Consider the following 5,602-nt stretch of genomic DNA (forward strand, 5'->3'; position numbering starts at 1 on the left):
GGTGGGGCGAGGTGCGGTGGGCCGAGTGGCCGGAGATCGATCCGGCGGCAAGGATATGGACGGTTCCCGAATCCCGCATGAAGACCAAGCGGGAGCACCGGGTGCCGCTGTGTGGCCGGGCGGTGGAGATTCTGGAGGAAGCCCGGACGCTGGAGGATGGAGCCGTCCGGTTGATCTTCACGCGGGGGGGCGGAAAGCCCCTCGGCTCCGGCCGGTTGCGCAAACTGCTGCGGTGGAACAAGGTCGAGGCGGCGTACCGGCGCACGGACCTGTTCGAGCGCCGGCGCCGTCTCATGGAGGACTGGTCGAGCTATCTGGCTGGCGAGAGTCGGTCTCGGGCGTCCGTCGGGCTCCGTTGATCCGCCGTGGTGGTCCTCCCGGCAGGCTTCGGGAGCTGGCGTTCGAGCCGGCGTCCGGGAGCCCGAATTTGACGGCTGAAAAGTGGGGCTCGGTGCCGATCCGGGAGTGTAAGTGAGACAATGGACCCGAGTTACATCAGGGGAGCGATTTCACTTACCCACACGATTTCCCCGATCTCGTTGTCGCTCATGCAGTTACGGCCACATTCGCGGGTCCGCGCGGCCGCACGGGGAAATCGGAGGTGGACGGGAGCGACCCCCCTTTTTGCTGCCCGGTGCGGGCACGGCGGTGTTGCGCAACTTACATTTGCGCAACACCCCCTGGGGGGTCGCTCCCGTCCCAAATATCCCTGGCGGACTGTTTCTATAAAGTCCCTAAACCATTAAATATAAAAGATTTATAGAATTTCCACCACCGCTCTTCCCCCCATTCTTTCCACCGGGATGAATCGGATGGCTTTGGCCCTTCGTGGCCGTGAATGGACGTAAGCGTTCGTAACCGTTCGGTCAAACCGTGGACTCCATGGACGAGTTTCGAGCCTCCACCCCGATGTTTGAAGGGCTTGCGCGCTCCGGAAATTGGGGACGTACATTCGGAGCCGAACGGGCCCGTTTGGCCAGGACTTCCGGAAACGGGCCAACGTCTCACTCCCGGCTGAAAGCCCGACGAGACCGTGCGAGGGTCCCATTCTCATGGGACGCGCGACGAACAGGAGCGCTAGTTTCACTGGCGGCAAGGTGAGCCGCCCGGGGTTCTGGCGCCACTGGGGGGTCTGGGGGAACAGGTTCCCCGGTCCGTCATCCGTTCCGGCTTGCTGGAATCGCGGACCATGCCTCTCCTCCCTGCGTTGTGATCGGGATGGAGCCGCCGCCCAGGCCGGACGAACTCCAGGAGCCCTCTTCGAGCTTGTAGGGACTCCAACTCCGAAGGGGCATGGGGCAGACCGCGACGCCGACCTCCACCTCACGTTCCGAGTTCAGACCTTCCGGGGTTCGATCCAAACCTTCTTCTATGCAGTCAGGCCCCCGCGTAAGGCACACAACTCGTGGGCTTGATATATTGCTGGCCAGTTGCGAGACGATAGAGGACCGACATGAATCGACGACGTCTACTGCAGGAGGTCAGGCTACGGGATTTCCGTTGCTTCCATGAAAAACAGACAGCGCGATTGGCTCCGCTCACGCTCCTTGTTGGGGAAAACAGCACTGGGAAAACCTCATTTCTCGCCGCCATACGGGCCGCGTGTGAAGCAGCTGCCGAGCGCATCGAGCCCGACTTTCGTAAGCCCCCATATGATCTTGGGCCGTTTGCAGGAATCGCTCACAGCCGAGGGGGGAGGGGGGGGAGCGCTGATTCGTTTGAAATTGGCCTCAGTGGAGGCTCACCCCGCCGGCAAATCAAGTTCGATGCAACCTTCGAGTCCCAGGCTGCCGTCCCCACTGCGGTGTTGATGTCGTGGCAGACGGAAAACGTGTGGATCAGGCATCCCATCGGAGGTGCCGAGATCATTCTTGATCTCGGGTCGGCCAAAGGATCATGGCGATTCACGATAGAGCCCATATTCGATAATATTTGGGCAATTTTCGCATATATCCTCCCTCAAATCATTCACGCGATGGATGAAACTGACGAGTCCCTGGGTCGGTTTCAGAAATTGGCAGGGTCTCTGGGCAGGCCGGACGAAAAAGACCTGGAGAGTTTCTCAATACTTCTGGATCGATTCAGAAGAGTGTTTTGGGGGCGGCAGCCATTCGCTGGCGCTCCGATCCGTTCCAGTCCTCGCAGAACCTACGATCCGACCGGACAATTGCAAGACCCAGAAGGTGCGTATGTTCCCAGCTATTTGGCGAGTATGCATTTTCGAAGCCAACAAAAATGGGGAGCACTCAAAAAAAAGCTGGAGGACTTTGGTCGTAAGTCCGGTTTGTTCGACGAGATTGGGGTAAGGCAGCTTGGCAGAACAGAGGGAGGACCATTTCAGTTGCAAATCAGAAAATTTGCCAACAACAAAAAAAAGGGTCCGAGGCGAAACCTGATTGACGTCGGATATGGTGTCAGCCAAACTCTCCCCGTCCTGGCAGAGCTATTCCGTCCAGACGGCGCCTCGATTTTTCTTTTCCAGCAACCAGAAGTGCACCTCCATCCAAGCGCCCAAGCGGCACTTGGCAGCCTATTGTGCGAGACTGCCGCGACCGGTCGTCAACTCATCATCGAAACTCACAGCGATTTCATTATCAATCGCGTCCGTATGGATATCCGTGACGGAACGACAGCATTGAACCCAAATGATGTGTCGCTCTTGTTCTTCGAACGTTCCGATCTTGATGTCCGGATTCACTCCCTAGGATTTGACGAACTGGGCAATGTTCTGGGTGCTCCACACAGCTACGGTCAGTTTTTCATGGACGAAATGCGACGGTCTGTTGGTTTCTAATGTGTGCCATCGTCGATGCAAATGTTGTCGGACAAATTTTCGGCAGCAAACGGCCACCAGCAGCTAGGCATTTCCTCGAGTGGCTCTTGGGGCCACGGGGACAGCTTGTTGTCGGCGGCAAACTCCGGAAAGAATTGTGCGAAGATGGGCGATTCCTTCGGTGGCTTGACACGGCCGCCCAATACCATCGTGCTCGCATTGTGGCGGATGAGGAAGTGAAAAACCGAGCGGCCGAACTCCGCAAGCACGGGATGTGTAAATCGGACGATGAGCATGTGCTCGCACTGGCCCAGGTGAGTGGTGGGCGGCTACTCTATACGAATGACCCTGATCTGATTCAGGACTTCAAGAACCCAGCGATCATTTCGAAGCCCCGCGGTAAGGTTTATACGACCGCAAGGAACGAGCGAGTTACTCGCGCGCACCGGCAACTCCTTATTGCGCCCGACCTGTGCCGAGTGTCCCAGACGTGACAACATTCCCCGCTTCTAGAAATCTGGCGCCTCTACAAAAGGAGGGGGCATGAGAGGGTTAGCCGAGGATGGTCTGTTAACTCTTTCTCTCCCACCAACAATATGAGGAGACGCGCCGGTCGTCGTAAATAGAGAGTTACGTGCCTTCTTTAGGACCCGATAAAGTATACGAGTCTGTTATGAGCACCCGAAATCTGGGCGGCGGACCCCTTCAATAGAACAGATCGGAGATTTGTTTTGTCTGATGAAAAGATCGCCAGATCCCACTGCAATCAGTGTGGAGGTAAGACCAAGCATCATGTGGTCGCAGTGCGAAAGCAGCAGGGCTCCGAAACCATAGAGGAAGATTTTATTATTGACTGGATCGATACATATGCCTTGCTGGAGTGCTGCGGTTGCGAAGAGATCTCTGTAAGACGGACGTCTTGGTTTTCGGAGGCTCCAGATTGTGAAAGCGTCGAATACTTTCCGACTCGTGTATCCCGTCGGCAACCACCTTGGCTCGAAGACACTCCGGAGGAAACGGCAGAGCTAATGCGAGAAATCTACAGCGCTCTCCAAGGTGATCAGCGGCGGCTGGCCCTGATGGGTGCTCGAACAGTGATCGATGGACTCTTATCAAGGCAGGTTGGTGGTTCCGGCACCTTCGCGGAGAGGCTGGATGCGCTGGAGGACAAGGGATTCTTGAGCAAGATCCATCGAGAAACCCTGGAGGCGGCTCTGAATGCGGGCCACGCTGCAGCCCATCGGGCATACAAGCCGGATACAGCCAATCTGAACCTTGTCATGGACATAGTCGAAAACGTGCTTCAGGCCGAGAACCTCAGGGAACGTGCCGATAAGCTTAATCAGACGACTCCCTCTCGCGGGGATCGGACGAAATAGACAAACTACCCCCAAAAAGACTCCTCGTGTCGCTCTGGCGATATTGCGACGGGTGGTAGCTTCGCGCAGACCTTCCAGCAGCACTTCGAGCTTTTCCTGGCTGTGTTCGAGCCGAGCCGCGAGCCCATCCAGGCGCTCCATGTTCTTGCGCAACCGAGACTCCACGCGGTCTATCCTGGAGTCGAATTTCGATTCGAGGCGCAATTCCATTTACTTCATGTCCTGGCACGTAATGCCGCGCAGGTTGGCTCGAAACTCAGGGATTCTCTCTCCTGGCTGGGATGGGTTCGCACTTGTCACCGTAGCGCGAACAGCGGCTCCGGTGGCCTTGATAGCTCCAGTGCAGGCAGTAATAGGTTCGCCGACTCCGAAGACCGTGACCTCCTGATAGCGGGACCGTTGCAAGTGGCCATTCCGGGTACTCTTCAGGCTCTATTCTGGTACTCCAGGGGTGTCTATTTTGGCCTTTCCTCCAAGATTGATGGATCGGAATGGTTCCAACGTTGGTCTTCAACTGGGCCAGATAGTCGGCCCACTTCTGCATCATCTTTCGCCGTACCGGCAGATAGCCCGTGCGATTGTAAGGCCGTCCGTTGGGGTCTCGCACTGCGTGGGCCAACTGGTGCTCGATGAAGTCAGGGCGAAATCCCAACACTTCATCCAGGATCGTTCTGGCCTTGGCCAGAAGTCCATGGCCCGTCACAGGATGAAGTTCGCGGCGGCATCCAGACCGCTTCGCTGGCAAGCGGAACGATATGCGGAATTTCCATTTTGGACAAAAGGTAATGCCACTCCCCCACCTCTAGATCGATATCCGACCACTGGGCGTGGCACAAATCCCCGGGGCGCACGAAGACTAGAGGAGCCAATCGTGTGACGGCGGTGGCGTGACGTTCCAGACGAAGCTGGAGTCGACGAAGCTGGAGTCGACGAAGCTGGAGTCAGGGCGTCCTGGGGTTCGCCGGTCGAGGCCTTTACTGTATATTGGCGAGGGTTGACCCGGAGCCCGAGGAGGCCCACCCTCCGCCGACCCATCCAAGACTATGATCACAGGCGAACTCAAGGCCAGAATCGACAACATCTGGAACACGATGTGGTCTGGGGGCATCTCGAACCCACTCTCGGTCATCGAGCAACTGACTTACCTACTCTTCATCAAACGGCTCGACGAGCTACAAACGCTGAAGGAGAACAAGGCCGCACGCACTGGCAAGCCCATCGAGGGGCCGATCTTTGCTCCCGATCAGGACTCCCTTCGCTGGTCTCGCTTCAGGGAGACCGCTCCCGAGAAGATGTTCGCTACCGTGCGCGACGAGGCATTTCCCTTCATGAAGGCCCTGGGGCAGAGAGGGGAAACCGGTGCCGAACGAGGCTCTACTTACGCGCACCACATGCGGGACGCCCTCTTCATGATGCCGACGCCCCGCGTGCTGGCGAACGTGGTGGATCA

Annotated in this window: 5 protein-coding genes and 1 pseudogene; 3 read left to right on the forward strand and 3 right to left on the reverse strand. The window is 57.5% G+C overall.

Going from position 1 to position 5,602, the window contains the following annotated elements:
• Both OXT71_18635 and OXT71_18640 read left to right on the forward strand, forming a co-directional pair.
• The coding region (locus OXT71_18635; GenBank protein ID MDE2928409.1) for a site-specific integrase at positions 1 to 359 on the forward strand (359 nt) is incomplete at its 5' end.
• 1,094 nt (positions 360 to 1,453) lie between these two features.
• Positions 1,454 to 2,794, forward strand: coding sequence for an AAA family ATPase (locus OXT71_18640; protein MDE2928410.1), 1,341 nt, complete (start codon positions 1,454 to 1,456; stop codon positions 2,792 to 2,794).
• On the opposite strand, the gene OXT71_18645 is transcribed toward OXT71_18640, so the two are convergent.
• From OXT71_18645 to OXT71_18655, 3 genes and pseudogenes are all read right to left on the reverse strand, one after another.
• A complete protein-coding gene (locus OXT71_18645) occupies positions 2,791 to 3,069 on the reverse strand; it encodes a hypothetical protein (protein MDE2928411.1) in 279 nt (92 codons plus the stop codon). The genes OXT71_18640 and OXT71_18645 overlap by 4 nt on opposite strands.
• Before the next feature lie 816 nt (positions 3,070 to 3,885).
• Positions 3,886 to 4,362: a hypothetical protein gene (locus tag OXT71_18650; protein MDE2928412.1), complete on the reverse strand. Its 477-nt coding sequence runs from the start codon at positions 4,360 to 4,362 to the stop codon at positions 3,886 to 3,888.
• A 298-nt stretch (positions 4,363 to 4,660) separates the two neighbouring features.
• Positions 4,661 to 5,024: pseudogene (locus tag OXT71_18655) on the reverse strand (integrase).
• Between the two features lie 171 nt (positions 5,025 to 5,195).
• Here OXT71_18655 and OXT71_18660 point away from each other — a divergent pair.
• Positions 5,196 to 5,602 (forward strand): type I restriction-modification system subunit M N-terminal domain-containing protein (locus OXT71_18660; protein MDE2928413.1); only part of this gene is annotated, 407 nt, incomplete at its 3' end.

The sequence above is a fragment of the Acidobacteriota bacterium genome, from assembly GCA_028874215.1.
GTDB lineage: Bacteria > Acidobacteriota > UBA6911 > RPQK01 > JAJDTT01 > JAJDTT01.